The sequence below is a fragment of the Aurantimonas sp. NFXS3 genome, assembly GCF_049132005.1.
Taxonomy (GTDB): Bacteria; Pseudomonadota; Alphaproteobacteria; order Rhizobiales; family Rhizobiaceae; genus Aurantimonas; species Aurantimonas coralicida.
The window spans coordinates 37,317-55,915 of record NZ_JAGDDZ010000009.1 but is presented as its reverse complement, the minus strand read 5'-3'; the positions used below and the strand labels follow the sequence as shown (position 1 = coordinate 55,915).

Here is an 18,599-nt window from a genome sequence, read left to right as displayed (position 1 = left end):
CTAGTTGCGAGGGTATGAAGGGCGAAGATAGGGCTGATCTTTTGACGGAAATCAACGTAGCGCTCACCGCGGTATGATGATGACAACACCACTTTCTGCACAGATCAGGATTTAGGTCTCAGTTTTTTGGACGGTAATACAGCGCGATTGGTTTTTGAGTTTCTTTGATTTCAATCAGGATCCGTTCGCGGATCGAGAGCTATGGCGACTGGCGTTGTGTCGGGAACCGCTACGAACATTTCCTGCTGATCCGCAGGCAAGGGCGACTGCCGTCGAATACGAAGCAGCAGGAAAACCGCGAAGCTCACGGCCACGGCCGACTCAAACGCAAAAAAGCTGTAGGGGCCATAAAGAGCCATTAAAACGGACGCCAATAAGGGTCCAACCGTCGCGCCGATGGAATAGACCATCAGGAGACGCCCGGCCGCTGCGACATAATGCTTGCGTTCGAGCCGATCGAATGTCTCCGCGACGCAGATTGGGTAAACACTGCTCATAGCTCCGCCGAAACCTATTGCCAAAACCAGCAGCGCATAGAATGACGATCCCACCACGATGGAACGCGCCAGTAGTCCCCAGCAAGCGCCGACCATCAAAAGCGCTCCGGCAAGGACGACGCGGCGATCATATCGGTCGGCGAGAATTCCGACGGGCAGTTGAAATGCTAAACCACCCAGCACAACGACACTCATGAAAAGTGCGGCATCCGAGACATCGAGCCCGATACGTCGTGCGAAGACCACGCCGAGAGCGTAGAAGGATCCCACCAGCAATCCGGCGACACCAGCACCGAAAAATCCGTCGGGAGATGCCGCGTACAAATCTATCGTACGCAGTGGACGATGCTGCTTAAGATCCGGTTCGTTAAGGCTCGTCAAAGCCACAGGTATGAGTGATAGCCCAATCAAACAAGCGGAAAGGATGAATAGTTCCGAACCATCTATATTCGCGAGGTTGACAAGTGTTTGGCCCGTCGCGACCGCCAGATAGAAGGTGAGCATGTAGAGGCCGAGAATTCGCCCTCTTGTCGCATTGTTGCTGCGCTCATTCAGCCAGCTTTCGATCGCGGTGCTCAGACCGGCGATGCAAAATCCATTAAAGATCCGCAAGATGAACCACACCGTGAGCGTGAACGCTTGCGAATAAACTAAGGTCGTTACTGTGGTCAGTGCCGCGAAGACGGCGAAGGCGCGGATATGGCCGATCCGTAGGATTAGCCGCTTCGCATGCAGGCCACCAAACGCCAGCCCCAGATAGTAGGCCGCCATGATCGTACCAGTCAGTGCGACCGAATAGCCAGCCGCTTCCATGCGTAGTGGCAGGAGGACGCCAAGCAGTGAGTTGCCGACAATGAAAGCGCCTCCTCCGGTAAGCAGACCCTTAACCGACGCAAGGACTTCACGCACTCCGTGCGCCATCGTCATTCCCTCGTTTAAGCAGATCCGCCGGGCGCTGGAGCGGCATGGCTTGATATAGGCTTCTGCCGAAGCGGCCTACGTCTGACGGTCCAGATACGTTTCAATGACGAGAAAGTAGGGCCGAAACCCAGTCACTGCTCTCGTGTGCCGCAGTCCACTGAAGTTCCCTCTCTGGCTTCGGTACTGTCGTGAAATTGGCCACCTGGCAACCGTGGGATCGCTACCGTGAAACATAACGCTATCGGCCCCGCACAATCTCGTATCAGACGGTAGAGGAATGTTCACTGCGCCGTCATTACGGTTTGCGAGTTTTGTCATCTTCGAACCAAACGGCCGCCGTCTTTAGTCCCCTCTCGGCTTCGTAGCCATCGGCCCAAATCGAATAATCCGACGAGGTGGGCGAGTAAGGGTTGAGAGCTGTTGCGCCTTGTGCACGGGACGCTGCTCGGCCAGCTTCCCAAACTGTACGCTCGTGCTTGGCAAGCATGATCTTTTTAGCAAGCTCCTTGGTGATGTCTTCCATCAACTGCTCTCAAAATTCACAGATCGACTGCCGCTGTGGTCAGGGATGTCCGATCGGACCGGCAATATCGGTCTGATCTTCGTACTCGGTCTGCCGCTCGATCTCTCGCAGTACGACGCTCCAGTGGCGCTCGTCGTTCTCAGCATCGACCACCTGAGCCATCCGATGTTTGTCGCGGACGGCCACCAATGCTCCCTCAGGCCCAAGCTTTTCAATAAGAGCGGTTGCTTCACGCCGGACGCGTTTGGGCGTTATGAACAGTCCGCAAAGCCGCGCCAGCAGGTTCGTCAGCTTTGTCTGACCGAGGTTAGCAACATCAATAACGCGAACGATCCTGCGCCTATTCATCCGGTTGCTCGCTCACTACCCTGCGCGATCCAGCGTAGCGCTGTCGCGCCTGATCGGAGAGACAATGCCAGTTCCATGCGGCACTAAGCTCGTCAACCCGATCGTTTCTGCGGAAAGCCGATCTCTTTTCGGCGATCATCCGAGAACGTCGTCGCGGAAGAAGAGCACATCATGCTTCATCCTATCTATGGTTACGCCCGCCCCACCCGTCAACTACACCGTCCGCCAAGGCAATGTAGCGAACTCGTTCAAGTGTTCTTTTTCCCGACCTTCCGGCCCAAACCAAGCGACTTGGCCAATTTTGATCGCGACGCGGAGTAACCTGGTGCGACCATGGGATATTCGCCCTTCAGGCCCCAACGTCTTCGGTATTCATCAGGCGTCATTCCATGATGGGTCGCTATATGTCTCTTCAAGGACTTGAACGTCTTTCCGTCTTCCAAGCATACGATGTGATCATCGGTCACCGAGCGATTGATCGGAACGGCGGGTTTCGGCTTTTCGGGGACGGACTCTGCCACCGGCGCTTCTCGCGATCGTTCCAATGCAGCATGAACCAAAGCGATTGTCGCCGGCAAGTCAGATGCCGGCAGCGAGTTCTTGCAGACATAGGCCGCGACCACCTCGGCCGTCAGTTCCGTGATGAAATATTGACGATCGTTATCTTCAGTCAAAATGTTCACACTCCTCAGTGCTTCCGACTCGTTAAATAAGGGATTGAATAGCGGTACACAACTGCTCACTCCCATTTGACTTTATTCGTTCTCGATTTCCCTGCGCTATCCTCTGCGTCTGGTGCTGCTCGTCGCTATCCTGTGCTCGCACCGGCCATATCCGCACTGCTGATGTGATTGATTGCAACATCGTACCTCACTTGAGGTTGGCTTTGCGTTAGACAACGCCCATGGCTCGCATAGCCTCGGCGACGCGAACGAATCCGGTAATGTTGGCGCCCAAAACATAATTGCCGGGCGCTCCGTACTCCGCCGCAGTCTCGGCGCAGGCATCGTGGATGTTGTGCATGATCGCAGCCAAGCGCTCCTCGGTTTTCTCGAAGGACCAACTATCGCGGCTGGCGTTCTGCTGCATCTCAAGCGCTGAAGTTGCGACCCCACCCGCATTGGCCGCTTTCCCAGGCGCAAACAGCACCCCAGATTCCTGAAAAATATGCACGGCCTCAGGCGTACACGGCATATTGGCGCCTTCGCAGATTGCGACCATCCCATTCTTTACCAACGTTGCAGCGTCAGCGCCGGTGAGTTCGTTTTGGGTGGCCGATGGCATAGCTACGTCGCACGGCACATCCCAAATCGAACCGTCCTTGATATAATAAGTCCCATGCCCCTTGAGACGCGGATACTCAGATATCCGTTCTCTACGGATCTCTTTGATCTCCTTGACCAAACCAAGATCGATGCCAGTCTCATCCACGATGTAGCCGTCCGAATCGGAGCAGGCCACGACCTTGCCACCGAATGACACGATCTTTTCCATCGCATAGATTGCTACGTTGCCCGATCCGGACACCACGCAACGCTTGCCCTCGAAGGTCTGGTCGCGAGTCCCCAGCATCCGCCGCATGAAATAAGCGCTACCGAAGCCGGTCGCCTCGGTGCGGGCACGCGAGCCCCCGAAAGAAAGGCCCTTACCCGTGAGAACACCTGCTTCGTATCTATTCGTCAGGCGTTTATACATTCCGAACATATAGCCGATCTCGCGGCCCCCGACCCCTATGTCGCCCGCGGGAACGTCCACATACTCGCCGACATGTCGGTGCAGTTCGATCATAAAGGACTGGCAAAAGCGCATGATCTCACGATCTGAGCGTCCACGCGGATTAAAATCGGAGCCTCCCTTCCCTCCCCCGATCGGAAGGCCTGTCAGGGCATTCTTGAAGGTCTGTTCGAAACCGAGGAACTTAATGATGCCGACGTTCACTGAAGGATGAAACCGCAAACCGCCCTTGTAGGGTCCGAGTGCGGAATTGAACTGCACCCTGAATCCACGATTGATTTGCACATCGTTCTGATCATCGATCCACGGGACGCGAAAGATGATCTGTCGCTCCGGCTCGCATATGCGTTCAATCAATGCTTCGTCCGCGTATTCAGGATGCTTTGATATAACCCGTCCGAGACTTTCGAGAACTTCGTGAACGGCCTGATGGAATTCTTGCTCACCGAAGTTTCGGTGAATAACCGTGCTGAGGATCGGGCGCAATTTTTCGTCGATCGATTTCATCTTATCTTCCGGAAATAGCTGGCGAATGGTTGGAATACGCTATACTAAGAGTGCCTTATTACCGAGTGTATCTGGTCCATTCAGACTGATCAACGTGCTACGGATGGCAGGCTGATGAGCGTGCTGAAGCTCAAGCAGCGACCGGTTCCCGCACCGTGTGCCGCGCGATCTAGGCTCGATTTTCTCGCCATATAACGAAGACACCACTTGCGATGATGATCGTAGCTCCGAAAAAGATCGGCAGATCAGGCAGCTCATTCCAAGCAAGCCACCCCGCAGCGGTCGCCCAGACCAAAGCCGTATAGTCGAGGGGCGCCACCACGACCGCAGGCGCCAGCCTGAAAGCTTGGGTGATCAACGTCATTCCCGCGGTTCCAAACAGTGCGATAGCCGCGAAAAGCCAGAGGTCAGCCGCTTGCACCGGAACCCAGACGAACGGCATTAGGACGGCGCACAGAAGCGTCCCAGCACTGGTGAGGTAAAGCATCAGTGTCCAGACGCTCTCACGTTTATCCACCCAACGGGCGCTGACCATTAGAAGCGCGTAGAAGAGAGCCGTGGCGACCGGGAGCAACGAAGCGGGCTGAAAGGTAGCAGCTCCGGGCCGAACTGCGATCAACACACCGGAAAAGCCAACTAGTACCGCCCCCCATCGCCGCCACCCGACGGGCTCACGAAGAAACAAAGCCGAGATTGCCGTAATAAAGAGCGGCGCTACGAACACCAGCGCCGTGGCCTCGGCCAGCCCCAGGTAGCGCAAGCTAGTGAAGAACAGAAACGCGGCACAGATCCAGATCACCCCCCGCAGAAGATGCGCCACCGGGCGACGTGAGTACAGTGCACCTTTGCCGCCCATTCGAATTGCGATCAAGATGGAAAAAGGCAACGCGATCAGGTTGCGCAGAAAAAGAATCTGAAGCGGCGAGTAGTCGGGGGCAAGCAGTTTTGCAAAAGCATCGTTCATGCTTAGGCAGGCGACGCCGACGCACATCAACAGCATGCCCGACGCCACGGGGGTGGATTTCAGATCCGAGGTTATCCGCATGCTGCGCTCGATATAATGGTGCGTTCAATAGCTCGGAGAGGGCCGTCACGGGGTGCGTAAGATCGGCGTAGACACGCGTACGAAGAACTGAATATTCATCGGTTCTGGCGCCTACACGGCCTAGGGGAATAGCAGTTCCCGGTCGTCTCCCTCCTCGCTGATGTGGGTGGGTAGGCCGAGTTGTCCTAACAATCCGAGGAAGGGGCGTGGCGGGAGCTCTTCCACATTGACCATCCCCTTCACATCCCAGCGACCGGTGGCCACCAAGATCGCCGCAGCAGCAGCCGGCACCCCGGCCGTGTAGGAAATCCCTTGGCTTCCAACTTCTTCGTTTGCGTCCTCGTGGTCGGAAACGTTGTAGATGAAGACCGTCCGTTCCTTGCCGTTCTTCAGCCCTCTCACAAGGTCGCCGATGCAGGTCTTCCCTCTGTAACCTGGAGCGAGCGACGACGGGTCGGGGAGCACTGCCTTTACAACCTTGAGCGGAACGACCTCGATTCCTTCTGACGTGGTGACTGACTGTTCGGATAAGAGACCAAGGTTTTTCAATACGTTGAATACATTGATATAGTGATCTCCGAACCCCATCCAGAAACGCACGTTCGGCACACCGAGGATCAGAGAGAGCGAGTGCACTTCATCATGGCCCGTCAGATACGCTTTCTGCCTACCGACCACCGGCAGATCCCATTCCTTTTCCACCTCGAACATCCGATTGGAGACCCACTCGCGGTCCTGCCAGGACCACACTTGCCCCGTGAACTCCCGGAAGTTGATCTCGGGGTCGAAATTCGTGGCAAAATACTTGCCGTGGCTGCCAGCATTGACGTCGATAATGTCGATCGAGTCGATACGGTCAAAATAGTCGTCCTGCGCCAAGCGTGCGTAGGCGTTGACCACACCAGGATCGAAACCGGCCCCAAGTATTGCGGTAATGCCGGCCGTGGCGCATTCCGCCCGACGCTTCCACTCGTAGTTTGCGTACCAGGGAGGCGTCTCGCACACCTTCAACGGATCCTCGTGAATCGCAGTATCGATGTAGGCGGCACCCGTGGCTACGCAAGCCGAAAGCACTGACATGTTAACGAAGGCTGAACCCACATTGACGACAATGCCTGCGCCGGTGCGCCGGATCAGGGCCTCCGTCGCCGTTACGTCCATCGCGTTCAGTTCATGTGCCTCGAGCAGTCCGTGCGTCTTCAACGCTCTCCTATCCCGGATCGAAGCGACGATGGATTGGCATCTCTCAAGTGTTCGCGAGGCAATGTGTATATTGCCGAGAAAGTCGTTGTTCTGGGCACATTTATGCGCGACGACCCGTGCGACACCGCCTGCACCGATAATGAGGACGTGTTTCTTCATTTAGGGGAATTTTCTCTTTGTTTGTATACGTGCGGGACCACTACGAAAGGCTTGTCTCGTAGTCCGTGTAACCGAATTCTCGAATTGTCTTTGTCGAGCCATCAATTTCGCGCACGGCGATGGACGGCATGGCGAGGCCGTTGAACCAGTTCTTCTTCACCATCGTATATCCGGCGGCGTCCTGGATCGAAATACGGTCCCCGGTCTTCAGCGGAGCCTCGAACCGAAAGGTACCGAAGACGTCACCCGCGAGACAGGATTTGCCACAGATCATGTACTCATGTGGTCCGGTGTTCGGGAGGACATCCGCCTCTTCACGGTAGATGAGGAGGTCCAGCATGTGAGCCTCGATGGAAGCATCGACAACCGCTAAATGCCGACCGTTGAAAAGAGTGTCGACGACGGAAACTTCGAGGGTTGTTGAACCGGTGACAGTCGCTTCACCCGGTTCGAGATAAACCTGCACGCTAAAACGCTCTGAAAACGCGCGAAGACGATCACAGAGTGCGTCGCGCGGATAACCATTGGCGGTAAAATGTATCCCGCCTCCGAGACTGACCCAGTCCACATATCCTAGGTGTTCACCAAAACGATCCTCAATTTCATCGAGCATTCTTGAAAACTGATCAAAATCCTCGTTTTCGCAGTTATTGTGGATCATGAAACCGTTGATCCGGTCGAGTACAGCTTCGATTCTGCCTATGTCGCCTTCGCCAAGTCGGCTGAATGGCCGCACCGGATCCGCCAGATCGAACGTCGACGAGCTGACCCCTGGATTGATCCGCAGACCACAGTCGATGCCACCTGTACGATCGCGGAACCTGTTCAGCTGGCTAATCGAGTTGAAGATTACCTTGTCTGCATGCCCTAGCGCCTCTTCGATCTCGTGATCAGCCCACGCAACGCTGTAGGCATGGGTCTCGCCCCCGAAACGTGTCCGACCGAGCTTGACCTCGTTGAGCGAGGACGACGTCGTACCATCCATATAGGGACGCATGAACTCAAAGACCGACCAGGTTGCAAAACATTTCAGCGCAAGCAGTGCCTTCGAACCGGAATATTTGCGTACATACGCGATCCGTTCCAGGTTCTGCAGCAGTCTCGCCTTATCTATCAGGTAGTAAGGTGTATTCATCGATGCCTCGTCCGTGTTTCTCAATTTATACGTTCCTAAACAGCCAACACCTCAGCCCGCCCATCAGTGACGACGCTTCAGCGATTTCATGACGGACGACATGGTCCACCGAGATTGCCTGTAGCCGTCTTCAGCGAATGACCTCGTCTTTCGTGGAGGCGCCACCCTTGCGGAACACACGACGCGTTCACCGAAGCGCTGATAAGGCGAGAAACCCGGACCGCCCTGCTTCCGCACGACCTGTACACGGTTGCCGGGCGGACATTTCACTACGACATTTTCGTTCACAGCAACACGCTGGTTCCACGCCCGCCACACATCCCCTAGTTTAGAGCATTAAATATTTTTCCCTTGATTTTCTCTGCGTCCCCTGACGTGCGGATCTCCGCTAATAGCTCCGAAGCTCTCAATATTCGTCGTAATTTACCTGTGATCTGATTCATAATTGTGCAATCCGCTGACGACCCAACTATGCTAATGATCACGTCGACCTTTTTATACTCGACGTGATCAAAGAGGATTTCCTTCTCCAGTTTGGTAACGACGAGCAGCGGACGGTGGTCCCCTTCGATCACAGCACGCGGGAACGCTACGCCGCCGTCAGATGCCGTGGATCCGATCCTTTCGCGCTCGACGAATGATAATGCAATCTGACTGGCGGAAAGGTCACGGTTTAACTCTTGGCAACGGCTCGCGATACTAAAAAGTGCCTCTTTTCTAGAACTAGATCTTCGGTCACGCGTATATTCTATCGTGAATTCTGTGCAAGATGAAAGCATGACGTCCTCGAAAACGGCTTCGATTGAAGATCGGTAGAGCAGTATGGGATTTTCCGTATTCCGGCATACTCCTAGCCGAATTACAAAGCGCCATGATGACTCTACTTTTGATTGTCTCCTTTGTTCTTTCCCTCGAAGCCCTTTACCGCCCTTGGTATATCGCTACGACACAATCCTATGTCTGCGAGCGTACGGTCATCCAACCGTGAGAGTTCATTGACCATTCTGCGTAGTTCGCGCTGTCGATGAAGCCTAGCACGCCATCGCGCGAAGCGCGTAGAAGTATTAACGGCCGCCGCATTCGACGTATCGAGGTTTATTACCTGGATTTTCCGATCGTTCGTCATGTTCATATCCACCACATCCAACTGACACGCTGCCGCGAAACCAGCCTATCCGAGTTACGGACACACCTTCGGGATCCCGACAAGGGCTTTACTATTTAAAGATGCTGCTTGCAGACCCCGAGACAGGCAGGCGTTGGCGCCGACTGACCTCCCTCGGGGTTAGCTACGCGTCGCGAGTCTTCCTGCTGGGCGCAGGAACGGCCTGTGATGAGACACTGAATACATGATTTTTATATAGCCTCTCTCGGCAACTTTTGCTAGTCGGTGCGGCATTCTTGCGCGCTTCGTAACTGGAATGCCTAGCGTACCACTTTATTTCTAGTTAGTGGTCGCATCGCTATATTCTCTTTCAACACTTCGCGGTGCCGCCTTGATCTCACGTAGTCTAGGCTGCAGAGGGGTCCGGATCCTCGTCAAGGTGCTGCGAAACTGTCGCCGTAGGCTTGGCTCTGAACGGAATGATCGCGGCTTGCCTCTGGCCGCTTCCTGAACCTTGACCTTGCGCCATTTCCTCCACCGCGTGAAACAGGCGCTGGGCAGCTTCCGGTTGGTACGCCACCCGTTCGACTCTCAATACTTCCTTTGTTCCGTCGCGCCGCGAGACCACGACGCTCTGTCCCTCGGTTCGTCCGAGCAAAGCAAGTCCGCGTGGTGTTGCAATAGAAAGCGTCATACCCACAATTTCACGATCACCGTCCACAACAACAGTTCGGGTTTGCGACATCGTATCGTCAACGCGGAAGTCGACTCTAGAATCCAGCGTAACCACGTTCGGCGGGAAATCTTGACCAAAATGCACAATTGCTTCCGCCAGCTTTCCGCGAATTTGACGGTATATCGTGTCATTATAACCTGTTGCGAACGCTAACCGCGATCTAAGAAAACTATAGTCACGAACAGTCAGTATACTGGGCTCTACAACCGACATCAGATTCGCCTCCAAGCAGGTTATAAGTCAAAGGAATACTAGGCAGAGTCGAAGAAGGCCGTATGTCAGGCTGGGACCGCTGTCGGCTGCCGCACCGACAAGATCGTCAACTGACGACGACGCCCGTCACGTCCCGACCACATGATCGACTGACCGTCCGACAGCCCGATGAGAGCAACGCCGATCGGAGTCAGGATCGAAACCCTGCCACGCTCGATATCGGCATCCCCAGGATAAACAAGCGTCACTTGCCGTTGCTGGCCATCATCTGATCGAAACTCCAACGTGGAGCCCATTCTGATGATGCTGGATAGCATGCGTTTATCCGGGACGACTTTGGCGCGTTCCAATTCGGACAAGAGTTCCTCCGCTACATCTGGAATGCGCTCGAGCATAGCCGCGCCGAGCCGTGTCAGGCGCTCATAGTCACCACGACTAATGCTGATTTTCGGAAGACGTTGTGATTTGAAAGGATGACGCATGTCGTGACTCGCAGTTGTGCCGCGTCGAGATGCGAAACGTCGATTGAACGTTCCGTTTCAAGACTTCAGAAAATGGGAATGTGCGTCCACGTACATCCTCCGCGAGCAAAATTGCTTTCAAGACGGAAAATACGATGGAAGAATATATGATTACCCGCCCCCGGATCCGGGAGCGCTAGGCGACCGGATTGGGGCTTAAGATCCTGCGATCAGGAGCTTCCTGTCCATCATCAATCTGCGGAGGTCGATTAGAATCATCATGGATGGAAGATTGGCCTTTCGCTTGAGGTTGTCAACCCCAGCGAAATTCAGCCTCTACACCCGATATCAGACTTCTTGACTTCCATGAACATATGGCCAACCTTAGGCCCATGAACGACCTCCTGATCATAGCACCGCGAGAGCCTCAGCGCCTCAAAGCGGGAATGTAGCCCGGACGCACAAGAAGCCTCGCTTCGCGTCCGGGTAGGCTCGTCATCCATCCTGACCATTGACATCTTGTCTGCCTATTAGGGCTGTTTGTCACGCAAGTATATCTGCGTACATCAGCCGGGGGAAGTCATGTTGCTACCGCTGTCGCCTATCATCGGCTCGGCCGATGTCCTCGCATCGAAGAATTTGGACTGTTCGGAAACTGGGAAGTACGTCCCTCGCTCGGAATCGAATTTCCGCCGCAGCATGGGTCATGCCATCATTGTGGAGGATGGGGAGACTGCCAACCACGTTATTGAGAGGTTTCGACGTCGCTCCGCGCCGTTTGTGGTCATCAGCGAATGTCGCGAGCGTATCGCGGCGTTGCATGCAATCGGCGTATGCGGCGTCCACGGCGATGCGACGCAGTACAGTGTGCTTTCGCGCGCACGTGTCGTGAGCGCACGCCGGCTGGTGATAGCTGTTACGGATCTGGTCCACGGCTCTCGTATCGTTTCTTCCGCTAGACGCCTCAACCCGAGACTTATCCTGACGGATGCCTCCTCTTCAGGACTCTCCGATCTCTTACACGCGTGCCGGGTAGCAGAACTCGCCATAGCGGTCGGCGCCGGCACGGATTTCGTCGATCCGTGCCCGGACGCCCACTACCGGAGAAATTTCAAATGACGTGGCAGCCCCATTCGAACCAGTTTCGGACAAATCCTGACGCAACTCCTATGCCACAGAGGCAATACGGCGCGCTGCCCTATCGGTTCACGCCCGACGGCGATCTTCAGAACCTCCTCATCACCTCTCGCGGTTCGCGTCGTTGGGTGATCCCTAAAGGGTGGCCGATGCAATGGTGCTCATCATCGGAAGCCGCAGCACAGGAGGCATTCGAAGAAGCTGGGGTCGACGGATCGATCGCCCAAGAACCGCTTGGAAGCTACAGATACGAGAAGCGCTTGAAGCGCGGTCGCCGAGTCGTTTGCGAAGTGTTTGTTTTCCCGCTGCACGTGCATGATGAGCTGAAGAGCTGGCCGGAACAGCAAGAGCGCGTACGCGCCTGGGTTTCACCCGAACGCGCGGCCAGCGCTGTCGATGAACCTGGTCTCGCGAAGATTATCAGGTCATTCAATGAAGAGCTCCAAGATAGCGATGCAGATCGAGGTTTCCACTTGTGGCGCATTCCTTGGAGATCATTGGTTAGATAAGCCCTATTCTATAAGCGTAACTCACAACAGAACCAGATGATAATTTTCAGCCAGCACCGTTCATCCGACCGATACGTACGTTATCAAACCTTCTTCGCTGCATCCTCTCGATGCGAAGCGATATGTTCTGTCTTATCGCTGACAGTCTCATACTGCGGCTCCTCCTTCGAGGCACGACACGCATGACCCTTGTAGGTGAGGTCTTCCTCATGAACCGTCTTGATATGACCAGAAACCGTTTCGGCCTCCGAATCCCACTCACATGATGGCCGACGGAAAATTCGGCCCTTCTTATCTCCTGGTCGCTGGAGCAAATCACATTCTCACGGCAAGTCGTGACATGCTCAGGTTCGACCATCCAACGATTCAAACTCGGCGGCTTGATGGTCGAAATGGGCCCCCTCGCCGTTCATGCTCTTCAATACGTGATCCGAAATTATGTACGACCATGCGAGGTCTAGAGTTTCTCGTATGGTGTAGTGCGAACGCTCTGGTCGAACTCGATTCACCATTGCACAGATACCATAGAAAGCGGCTTTCTTGACGACAGTCACATTCCTCGATGCACTGCTACTGGTCCTTGCTGGGTTCAGCGCAGGCGCGATCAACGCGTTGGCCGGCGGTGGAACATTCATTGTCTTCGGAGCACTCACGCTCGTTGGCCTACCTGCGATTACAGCCAACGCCACGAGTTCGATCGCTCAGTTTCCCGGCTATGCCACAAGTGCCGTAGCCTATCTGCATGAACTGCGTGAGATCGGCCTCCGGGTCGTCCCGTATGCACTGGCTTCAATCTTTGGAGGCCTCTTAGGCGCACTTGGCCTGTTGGCAATAGACAACGATGCGTTTCGTGCCGTCGTCCCCTGGCTGCTAATCGGCGCGACGACGCTATTTGCAGCAGGTCCCTCCCTTACCAAATGCCTGCAACGGCGCGAATTCTCGGCGCCCCCCATGATTGGCTGGTTGGTGCAGTTTCTAGTTGCTATTTACGGGGGGTTCTTTGGCGGAGGGATGGGAATCATGATGTTGGCCTCCCTCGGCCTTACCGAAAATACTTCCGACTTCCATCGCCTGAACGCATTGAAGACCATCCTCTCAACTGTGACCGCCTTCGTGACACTGATTGTGTTCTCCAGTGGCGGCGCGGTAGCGTGGCCTCAAGCCACGATAATGTTGATTGCCGTAGGCATTGGGGGGTATGGGGGCGTTCACGCCGCCCGCAGAATTCCACAACCGCTCATTCGAGCTTTTGTTGTGGCAATCGGCACATTACTGACCGCATATTATCTTTTTACGGATTAGTATGTTTTATTCAAACAGCGCTCATCGTACACTCAGCCATCTTTTTCCAACTTGGCGCCTTCTGTCAGATCCGCCGAGCTGACGTTATCTTCTGCAAGGATGTGGAAAACTGTTTCACCTTGTGACTGGACTTGCCTCGCAAAACTGGAGATTTCTTCTGATGGAAGGAGGAGCATTCCATGGGCAAGCCACATCGCCGGTTCGACGAGGAATTCGAGGCGGAGGCCGTACGTCTGGTCGAGATGAGCGGGCGAACGCAGCGCGAGGTTTCAGAGTATCTGGGTATCGGGCTGTCGACGCTGCCGCGAAGAAGGAATTCCCCGTACAGCGTTTGTGCAAGGTCCTCGGCGTCAGTCCGCGCGGCTATTTCGCCTGGAAGGAGCGTCCGGCCTGCCGCCGACAGCGCGACGACATGGTGTTGCTGGCGCATGTCCGCTCGGCCTTTGCGCTGTCGAGCGGGACCTATGGAAGCCCGCGCTTGGTGCATGAGCTACGCGGCAATGGCCTGCCGATCGCCCGCCGACGCATCGCCCGTTTGATGCGCGAGAACGGGATGTAGGCACGGCAGAAGCGGCGCTTCAAGCCGACGACCGACAGCCTGCACGCCTTCCCGGTGGGCACGAACCTCCTCGATCAGGACTTCACCGCCACGGGGCCGAACCAGAAATGGGGCGCCGACGTCTCCTATGTCTGGACCCGCGATGGTTGGCTGTATCTCGCTGTCATCGTCGATCTCTTTGCCCGGCGCGTCGTCGGATGGGCAACCAGCGATCTGCTTCATAAGGAACTGGCATTGTCGGCCCTTCGCCGAGCCGTCACCGTGCGGCGTCCTGTCGCCGGCCTCATCCACCATGCGGACCGCGGCAGCCAATACTGCGCCATCGAGTACCAGGCGGAGCTAAGGAAGCACGACATCCTGATCTCGGTGCCGGGGAAGCGAAACTGTTTTGACGCGATGGTAGAGACCTTCTTCAAGACGTTGAAGGCCGAACTCGTCTGGCGCGGGGCGTTCCAAAGCCGGGAAGAGGCCACCCACGCGATCGCTCGCTACATCAGCAACTTCTACAACCCCATCCGGCGCCATTCGGCGCTCGACTTCATCAGCCCGCTTCAGTTCGAAAGGCTAGCCGCATAAACTGGAAACGCTCTCCAATTTGTCGGAGCAAGTCCAACGCTCGGTTTGAGCAGATCTTTGGATATCATTTTAGATCCGGAAGAAATTTTGTGAGGAACCCGAGGAAAAGCAGCATAGAAAGGTAGGTAAAGACCTGCTCTATCCCGATGTGGTCCGCCAGAGCACCGAATGCGGCAGCACCGAGCGCCCCCACACCGAACGCGAATCCAAAAACAAAGCCTGTCACCATGCCGACATTCTGCGGCATCAACTCCTGCGCAAATACCACTATCGCTGAGAAAGCTGACGATAGAATCACCCCCACAACGATACTCAACCCGACTGCTACCCATAGCTCAGCAAATGGCAGCATCAGTGCAAAAGGAAGAGCGCCGACGATCGAGACCCAAATAACTTTCTTTCGTCCGATCCGATCTCCCACTGGGCCACCGAAAAAGGTGCCGAAAGCAACCGCTGCTAGAAAGATAAACAGGAGGCTCTGTGCCTGGGCCACCCCAAGGCCAAACCTTTCAATCAGGAAGAATGCATAATAGGTTTTGAATGTCTCAATGTATATGAATTTGCTAAGCAAGAGCGCGCCTAAAATCGAGAACGAAATGCTGATGTGCCTGTACGAAAAACTCGGGCCATCCATCTGCCGCGCCCCGGCAGCAGCCGTCATGCGCTGATGATGCGCGAACCAACGCGCGATCCAAAGCAGAACGATAATCCCACAGACGCCGAGCAGGCCGAACCAGACAGTGCTAAACTGACCGAGCGGGACCACGATGAGCGCGGCCGCAAGCGGACCAAGCGCCGTTCCCGCATTCCCGCCGACCTGGAAACTTGATTGCGCAAATCCCAGACGACCACCCGACGCCATGCGACACACACGTGATGCTTCGGGGTGAAATATCGCCGATCCAAGCCCCAGAACTGCCGAAGCGAAGAGGAGCGACGGGAAGTCACCCGCCGTCGCGAGGAGTACGATGCCAATAGCGACTACCGCCATTGATACGGCTAGCGCATAGGGTTTTGGTCGTAGGTCTCCATACAAGCCCAATATGGGCTGCAGAATGCATGCGGTGATCTGTTGCGCCAACGTCAACAGACCTAACTGAAAATAGGTCAGCGCGTACTGTGACTTCAACAACGGGTACAGCGCGGGCAGGAGAAACTGGATCAGATCGTTGATCAGGTGGGTTCCGCTTACCGCTAGTATGACTGCATAGGAGGTCGGCATTACTGCCGTTCGTTGTTGGATCATGGCAAGCCTCAGCACGCAGGTGGTAGTGTTCGCTTTGCTCCATCCGCTGCAATCTGGCAGAGGAGAGCAGTCAAGCAGTGACGGGTTTCACCGACCACAATGCCGGTTTATCGACTGACTTTCGCGCCAGAAGGAATGTCGCAGGCTGTAGAAAAACTAAAGGCAGCTGATGCGGGCACCACGCAAATCTCTTCCGCCCATGAACGCGATCCGTACCTTTGAAGCTGCTGGGCGGTGCTTGAGCTTTCGAGCGGCTTCTGACGAGCTCGGAGTTACCCAGGGCGCTGTCGCGCAACAGGTTCGTCTTTTGGAAGACCATTTGGGACTGACCCTTTTTACGCGCTTGCCCCGAGGCATTGCACTCACCACCAGCGGCGTCGCGTATCATGCCGAAATTGCACGCGCTTTCGATATAATGAGAGGAGCAACCGAACAACTTGATAGCCATGACAGAAGCATCACACTGAGCGTGACTCCCACCTTCGCGACGAGGTTGCTGATCCCAAGACTATCGTCCCTTAGTGCTCTGCTCCCGGATATTGCAATCAGAACCATCGCGACAATCGCCATATCGGATCTAACCGGTGGTCAAGTAGACATCGCAGTGCGCGAGAGCCATCCACCGTTTGCGGCTTCGCTGGAGGCTAAGCTGTTGTTTCGGCAGCAACTCATTCTGGTGGCCAGCCCACACATCCTAGGAACTCTCGCTGCCCCCCTAACACCGGAACAGGTTCGGCGATTCCCTCTTCTTCACGACGCTTACGATCACTGGGCTAGATACTTCGGCGTGTCCGGGAAATTACCGGGTGCCACGTTCAATCACATCTCCCACGCACTCGACGCTGCATTGGCGGGACAGGGATTAGCGATTGTCAGCCGCGCTTTCGTTCAAGCCGACTTGGAATCCGGGCGGTTAGTTAATGCTGGAAAAGCAGGGTATGCGCCGGACGTTGATTATTATCTCGTCCGTAGGAAATCTCGCCATCCTCGACAAGTAACTGACGCGGTTTGGAAATGGTGTATCGACACCTTTTCCATGCATGACGAGGCTTGAGATCATAGCGGACTATCGTTCCTATGGCGCGGGTGCCACGCCGCGATCGAGGTTCTCGCTCGTCGCGAGCATTCCAATCAACCGAAAAAGGACCCGAGATGACGTGGCTTCTGAAAGCTTTGGTAGCCCTCTTAGTCGGCGCCGGACTTTCAGTCCTTTTGGCGCGGATGGTTTTTTCGGTCCCAGTCGTCGACGGTCGGGGCGTCACTGTCGCACTGCCATCACCGGTAGACGGTCCGCTCGCCGAGCGGGCTGCGCGGAACCGGCCCGGCCTGACTGGCGTCGCGCCGCTTGGGAACGGCGCGGACGCATTCGCCGCACGCATCCTCCTGGCGGACGCTGCTGCTTCCTCCATCGACGCGCAATATTATATCTGGCACGGCGACTTGACAGGATCGCTCTTGCTCGACGCCCTGCGCCGAGCGGCAGATCGCGGCGTGCGGGTGCGACTTCTTCTGGACGATAATGGTACGTCCGGCCTGGATGCGGAAATCGCGCAGCTCGACGCGCACAAAAACGCTGAGGTCCGACTCTACAATCCGTTCAACCTGCGCCGTTTGAAAATGCTCAGCTACGGCTTCGATTTTTTCCGGCTGAATCGGCGGATGCACAACAAGTCGTTCACAGTCGACGGGCTTGCCACGATCGTCGGTGGACGCAATATCGGCGACGAGTACTTTGGGACCGGCCCGACGCCGCTCTTCGTAGATCTCGACGTTCTAGCCGTAGGCGAGATCGTGCCCGAGGTGGCTGCCGATTTCGACCGCTACTGGGCCAGTCCTTCGGTCCATTTGGCAGAGACCATCGTGGCGGCGAGCAGTGGCGACCCAATCTCGGACCGGTTGACCCGCTGGCATGATGATCCCAGGCTTCTGGAATACAAAGCAATCCTAAGGAATTCGGACATTGTCGCGTCTCTGTCCAAGGGCACTCTCGCTCTGGAGTGGACCGACACAGTGCTGGTCAGCGATGACCCGGCAAAAGGACAGGGAGCCGTTCCGAGCGTCGACCTTCTGACCGGTCAATTGGCCCACGCGGTTGGTTCGATCGAGGAGCGTTTCGATGGTGTTACACCCTACTTCGTTCCCGGCAAAGCGGGCGTAGAAGCCTTCGCCACACTGGAATCCAGGGGCGTCCCGGTCCGGATGCTGACCAATTCACTGGAGGCCACGGACGTACTGGCGGTCCATGCGGGTTACGCCAAGCGGCGAAAGGCGTTGCTCGCATCCGGGGTCACCCTCTACGAGCTTCGCCCCGAGGTCGCGCCGGAAAACCCCGACGATCTCGGATTCTTCGGCTCTTCAGGGGCTAGCCTGCACGCTAAGACATTTGCGGTCGACGGTAAGCGGATATTCATCGGTTCGTTCAACTTCGATCCACGATCGGTCCAGCTTAACACCGAGATGGGGCTGCTGATCGACAGCGAGCTCCTCGCCCAAAAGCTGCACGCGGCCTTTGATGACGAGTTTCCCGGTCTCTCCTGGCGAGTAGAAGTCAAGGATGACAAAATTGCCTGGATCGATCCCGCTACCGGCACGGTTACCACTGAGGAACCGGGCTCGAGCAAGTTCCGAAACCTCGCATTGACGGTGATTGGTTGGCTGCCGGTAGAGTGGCTCCTCTGAAGAG

The 18,599-nt window shown here is 55.8% G+C and carries 18 protein-coding genes and 2 pseudogenes; 6 read left to right on the top strand and 14 right to left on the bottom strand.

The window, feature by feature from the left end; genetic code table 11:
• Positions 1-170 precede the first annotated feature (170 nt).
• The 12 genes and pseudogenes from J3367_RS19875 to rnk form a co-directional block, all read right to left on the bottom strand.
• Positions 171-1,424 (bottom strand): MFS transporter, encoded by a 1,254-nt coding sequence (locus tag J3367_RS19875; RefSeq protein WP_421462337.1) that lies wholly within the window; start codon positions 1,422-1,424, stop codon positions 171-173.
• A gap of 289 nt (positions 1,425-1,713) precedes the next feature.
• Positions 1,714-1,941, bottom strand: a complete 228-nt coding sequence (locus J3367_RS19870) for a hypothetical protein (RefSeq protein ID WP_421462335.1) — start codon at positions 1,939-1,941, stop codon at positions 1,714-1,716.
• A gap of 39 nt (positions 1,942-1,980) precedes the next feature.
• Positions 1,981-2,289 carry a hypothetical protein gene (locus J3367_RS19865; protein WP_421462333.1) on the bottom strand — a complete coding sequence of 103 codons (309 nt, stop codon included), beginning with the start codon at positions 2,287-2,289 and terminating at the stop codon, positions 1,981-1,983.
• A gap of 248 nt (positions 2,290-2,537) precedes the next feature.
• On the bottom strand, positions 2,538-2,972 hold the full coding sequence (locus tag J3367_RS19860; protein ID WP_421462331.1) for a MucR family transcriptional regulator: 435 nt from the start codon (positions 2,970-2,972) through the stop codon (positions 2,538-2,540).
• A gap of 208 nt (positions 2,973-3,180) precedes the next feature.
• Positions 3,181-4,530, bottom strand: a complete 1,350-nt coding sequence (gene gdhA, locus J3367_RS19855; protein WP_421462329.1) for an NADP-specific glutamate dehydrogenase — start codon at positions 4,528-4,530, stop codon at positions 3,181-3,183.
• Between the two features lie 169 nt (positions 4,531-4,699).
• The gene (locus tag J3367_RS19850) at positions 4,700-5,575 is read right to left on the bottom strand and encodes a DMT family transporter (RefSeq protein WP_421462327.1); all 876 of its coding nucleotides are present in this window, start codon (positions 5,573-5,575) and stop codon (positions 4,700-4,702) included.
• Positions 5,576-5,695: 120 nt separating this feature from the next.
• Entirely contained in the window at positions 5,696-6,937 is a 1,242-nt protein-coding gene (locus J3367_RS19845) for a saccharopine dehydrogenase C-terminal domain-containing protein (RefSeq protein ID WP_421462325.1), read from the bottom strand.
• 40 nt (positions 6,938-6,977) lie between these two features.
• Positions 6,978-8,072: a carboxynorspermidine decarboxylase gene (locus J3367_RS19840; RefSeq protein WP_421462324.1), complete on the bottom strand. Its 1,095-nt coding sequence runs from the start codon at positions 8,070-8,072 to the stop codon at positions 6,978-6,980.
• 323 nt (positions 8,073-8,395) lie between these two features.
• Entirely contained in the window at positions 8,396-8,851 is a 456-nt protein-coding gene (locus J3367_RS19835) for a PTS sugar transporter subunit IIA (RefSeq protein WP_421462322.1), read from the bottom strand.
• 101 nt (positions 8,852-8,952) lie between these two features.
• Positions 8,953-9,105, bottom strand: a pseudogene (locus J3367_RS19830) (DUF1127 domain-containing protein); the annotation flags it as partial.
• A 478-nt stretch (positions 9,106-9,583) separates the two neighbouring features.
• Positions 9,584-10,126, bottom strand: coding sequence for a GreA/GreB family elongation factor (locus J3367_RS19825; protein WP_421462320.1), 543 nt, complete (start codon positions 10,124-10,126; stop codon positions 9,584-9,586).
• A gap of 65 nt (positions 10,127-10,191) precedes the next feature.
• A complete protein-coding gene (rnk, locus tag J3367_RS19820; protein ID WP_187392105.1) occupies positions 10,192-10,608 on the bottom strand; it encodes a nucleoside diphosphate kinase regulator in 417 nt (138 codons plus the stop codon).
• Between the two features lie 561 nt (positions 10,609-11,169).
• Here rnk and J3367_RS19815 point away from each other — a divergent pair.
• Complete coding sequence (locus J3367_RS19815; protein WP_421462318.1) at positions 11,170-11,706, top strand: NAD-binding protein; 537 nt, start codon at positions 11,170-11,172, stop codon at positions 11,704-11,706.
• On the top strand, positions 11,703-12,233 hold the full coding sequence (locus tag J3367_RS19810; RefSeq protein ID WP_421462316.1) for an NUDIX hydrolase: 531 nt from the start codon (positions 11,703-11,705) through the stop codon (positions 12,231-12,233). The genes J3367_RS19815 and J3367_RS19810 overlap by 4 nt, the downstream gene beginning before the upstream one ends.
• Positions 12,234-12,316: 83 nt before the next feature.
• Here the strand turns inward: J3367_RS19810 and J3367_RS19805 are convergent, their stop codons facing one another.
• Positions 12,317-12,547 (bottom strand): DUF2945 domain-containing protein, encoded by a 231-nt coding sequence (locus J3367_RS19805; RefSeq protein ID WP_421462314.1) that lies wholly within the window; start codon positions 12,545-12,547, stop codon positions 12,317-12,319.
• Between the two features lie 226 nt (positions 12,548-12,773).
• On the opposite strand from J3367_RS19805, the gene J3367_RS19800 reads away from it, so the two are divergent.
• The gene (locus J3367_RS19800; protein ID WP_187392108.1) at positions 12,774-13,535 is read left to right on the top strand and encodes a sulfite exporter TauE/SafE family protein; all 762 of its coding nucleotides are present in this window, start codon (positions 12,774-12,776) and stop codon (positions 13,533-13,535) included.
• A gap of 179 nt (positions 13,536-13,714) precedes the next feature.
• Positions 13,715-14,670: pseudogene (locus J3367_RS19795) on the top strand (IS3 family transposase).
• A 64-nt stretch (positions 14,671-14,734) separates the two neighbouring features.
• On the opposite strand, the gene J3367_RS19790 reads toward J3367_RS19795, so the two are convergent.
• On the bottom strand, positions 14,735-15,892 hold the full coding sequence (locus J3367_RS19790) for an MFS transporter (protein WP_421462312.1): 1,158 nt from the start codon (positions 15,890-15,892) through the stop codon (positions 14,735-14,737).
• Positions 15,893-16,115: 223 nt separating this feature from the next.
• On the opposite strand from J3367_RS19790, the gene J3367_RS19785 reads away from it, so the two are divergent.
• A complete protein-coding gene (locus J3367_RS19785; RefSeq protein ID WP_421462310.1) occupies positions 16,116-16,970 on the top strand; it encodes a LysR substrate-binding domain-containing protein in 855 nt (284 codons plus the stop codon).
• Positions 16,971-17,068: 98 nt separating this feature from the next.
• The gene (locus J3367_RS19780) at positions 17,069-18,595 is read left to right on the top strand and encodes a phospholipase D family protein (RefSeq protein ID WP_421462309.1); all 1,527 of its coding nucleotides are present in this window, start codon (positions 17,069-17,071) and stop codon (positions 18,593-18,595) included.
• Positions 18,596-18,599 lie beyond the last annotated feature (4 nt).

Bases quoted from the DNA above. Each gene is read 5' to 3' on its own strand.
- J3367_RS19875 (WP_421462337.1), bottom strand. From the start codon at position 1,424: ATGACGATGGCGCACGGAGTGCGTGAAGTCCTTGCGTCGGTTAAGGGT.
- J3367_RS19870 (WP_421462335.1), bottom strand. From the start codon at position 1,941: ATGGAAGACATCACCAAGGAGCTTGCTAAAAAGATCATGCTTGCCAAG.
- J3367_RS19865 (WP_421462333.1), bottom strand. From the start codon at position 2,289: ATGAATAGGCGCAGGATCGTTCGCGTTATTGATGTTGCTAACCTCGGT.
- gdhA (WP_421462329.1), bottom strand. From the start codon at position 4,530: ATGAAATCGATCGACGAAAAATTGCGCCCGATCCTCAGCACGGTTATT.
- J3367_RS19850 (WP_421462327.1), bottom strand. From the start codon at position 5,575: ATGCGGATAACCTCGGATCTGAAATCCACCCCCGTGGCGTCGGGCATG.
- J3367_RS19845 (WP_421462325.1), bottom strand. From the start codon at position 6,937: ATGAAGAAACACGTCCTCATTATCGGTGCAGGCGGTGTCGCACGGGTC.
- J3367_RS19840 (WP_421462324.1), bottom strand. From the start codon at position 8,072: ATGAATACACCTTACTACCTGATAGATAAGGCGAGACTGCTGCAGAAC.
- J3367_RS19835 (WP_421462322.1), bottom strand. From the start codon at position 8,851: ATGCTTTCATCTTGCACAGAATTCACGATAGAATATACGCGTGACCGA.
- J3367_RS19825 (WP_421462320.1), bottom strand. From the start codon at position 10,126: ATGTCGGTTGTAGAGCCCAGTATACTGACTGTTCGTGACTATAGTTTT.
- rnk (WP_187392105.1), bottom strand. From the start codon at position 10,608: ATGCGTCATCCTTTCAAATCACAACGTCTTCCGAAAATCAGCATTAGT.
- J3367_RS19815 (WP_421462318.1), top strand. From the start codon at position 11,170: ATGTTGCTACCGCTGTCGCCTATCATCGGCTCGGCCGATGTCCTCGCA.
- J3367_RS19810 (WP_421462316.1), top strand. From the start codon at position 11,703: ATGACGTGGCAGCCCCATTCGAACCAGTTTCGGACAAATCCTGACGCA.
- J3367_RS19790 (WP_421462312.1), bottom strand. From the start codon at position 15,892: ATGCCGACCTCCTATGCAGTCATACTAGCGGTAAGCGGAACCCACCTG.
- J3367_RS19785 (WP_421462310.1), top strand. From the start codon at position 16,116: ATGAACGCGATCCGTACCTTTGAAGCTGCTGGGCGGTGCTTGAGCTTT.
- J3367_RS19780 (WP_421462309.1), top strand. From the start codon at position 17,069: ATGACGTGGCTTCTGAAAGCTTTGGTAGCCCTCTTAGTCGGCGCCGGA.